The sequence below is a fragment of the Kitasatospora sp. NPDC058243 genome (assembly GCF_042882025.1).
GTDB lineage: Bacteria > Actinomycetota > Actinomycetes > Streptomycetales > Streptomycetaceae > Kitasatospora.
Map to the genome: position 1 here is coordinate 52,962 of NZ_JBHVWW010000016.1, position 721 is coordinate 53,682.

At 67.5% G+C, this 721-nt stretch carries 1 protein-coding gene; it reads right to left on the bottom strand.

Annotated features, from left to right (window positions below; all coding sequences use genetic code 11):
• Nucleotides 1-214: 214 nt before the first annotated feature.
• Nucleotides 215-427: a cold-shock protein gene (locus ACFVX9_RS13805; protein ID WP_063352293.1), complete on the bottom strand. Its 213-nt coding sequence runs from the start codon at nucleotides 425-427 to the stop codon at nucleotides 215-217.
• Between the last annotated feature and the right edge of the window lie 294 nt (nucleotides 428-721).

Consider the following 721-nt stretch of genomic DNA (forward strand, 5'->3'; position numbering starts at 1 on the left):
AACCACCAAACCCATCCAGTCGACACCGGATGTGGTTGAGAATGGGCGAAATGGCGGACGTCTGCCCACCGGGAGACCCGCCAAAAACCCACAAAATGCTCGGGGCCCCCCCACCAAAACGGAGCCCCCCCAGGACTCGATCTCCCGCATCTCCCGCATCTCCCGTTCGGACCGGGGCCCGGGGGAGGAAGGGGAGGAAGGGGAGGAACTGCTCCTACTCCGCCACCTGGACCTCGTCGGCCTGGAGCCCCTTCTGGCCCTGGACCGCCACGAAGGTCACCTTCTGGCCCTCAACCAGGGACTTGAAGCCGCTTCCCTGGATCGCCCGGAAGTGAACGAACAGGTCCGCTCCGGACTCCGGGGTGATGAAGCCGTAGCCCTTCTCGTCGTTGAACCACTTCACCGTGCCGTTCTGCCGCTCTGCCACAGCCACTCCTGGTTTTCCGAGGATCGAGGATCTACGAGACGCAACGTGCCGATCATGGCAGGGCTCGGGGTCTCGGCGGGGCTGTAACGCGAAGTTGGTCGGTCCCTGCGGCGAGGAGCCACCCGGACCGGTGACGACACCGCAGGTGCTGCATGCGCCGGAGTCCCGGCAGCCGTCCCTCGTCCATCTGCACAGACGTGATCGGGTAGCCCGGCGGGGGGGCGCTGGGGGCCCCCCCTCTACCCAGCCAGCCCGCCCGCCCCAACCCCGGGGGGCGCCCCCCAACACCAAACC